Source organism: Acidovorax sp. SRB_24, assembly GCF_012931925.1.
On record NZ_MWOM01000231.1, the window covers coordinates 1 to 494 of the forward strand.

The 494-nt window shown below is 68.0% G+C and carries 1 protein-coding gene; it reads left to right on the forward strand.

Features of this window, described 5'->3' with window-relative positions:
- On the forward strand, nucleotides 1–494 hold a 494-nt coding region (locus B2J89_RS21700; protein ID WP_305792664.1), incomplete at both ends, for a malic enzyme-like NAD(P)-binding protein.

Here is a 494-nt window from a genome sequence, read left to right on the forward strand (position 1 = left end):
CGCATGAAGATCCCGGTCTTCCACGACGACCAGCATGGCACCGCCATTGTGGTCGGCGCAGCCATCCTCAACGGCCTGAAGGTGGCGGGCAAGGACATCCGGCAGGTCAAGCTGGTCGCTTCGGGCGCGGGCGCCGCGGCGTTGGCCTGCCTCGGCCTGCTGGTCAAGCTGGGCCTGCCGCGCGAGAACATCTGGGTGACGGACATTGCCGGCCTGGTCTACACCGGCCGCACCGAGCTGATGGACGAGGACAAGGCCCGGTTTGCCCAGCCCACCGAGCAGCGCACCCTGAACGAAGCGATCGAGGGCGCGGACGTGTTCCTGGGCCTGTCGGCCGGCGGCGTGCTCAAGCAGGACATGGTGCGCAAGATGGCGGCCAGCCCGCTGATCTTTGCGCTCGCCAACCCCAACCCCGAAATCCAGCCCGAAGACGTCAAGGCAGTGCGCAGCGACGCCATCATGGCCACGGGGCGCTCCGACTACCCCAACCAGGT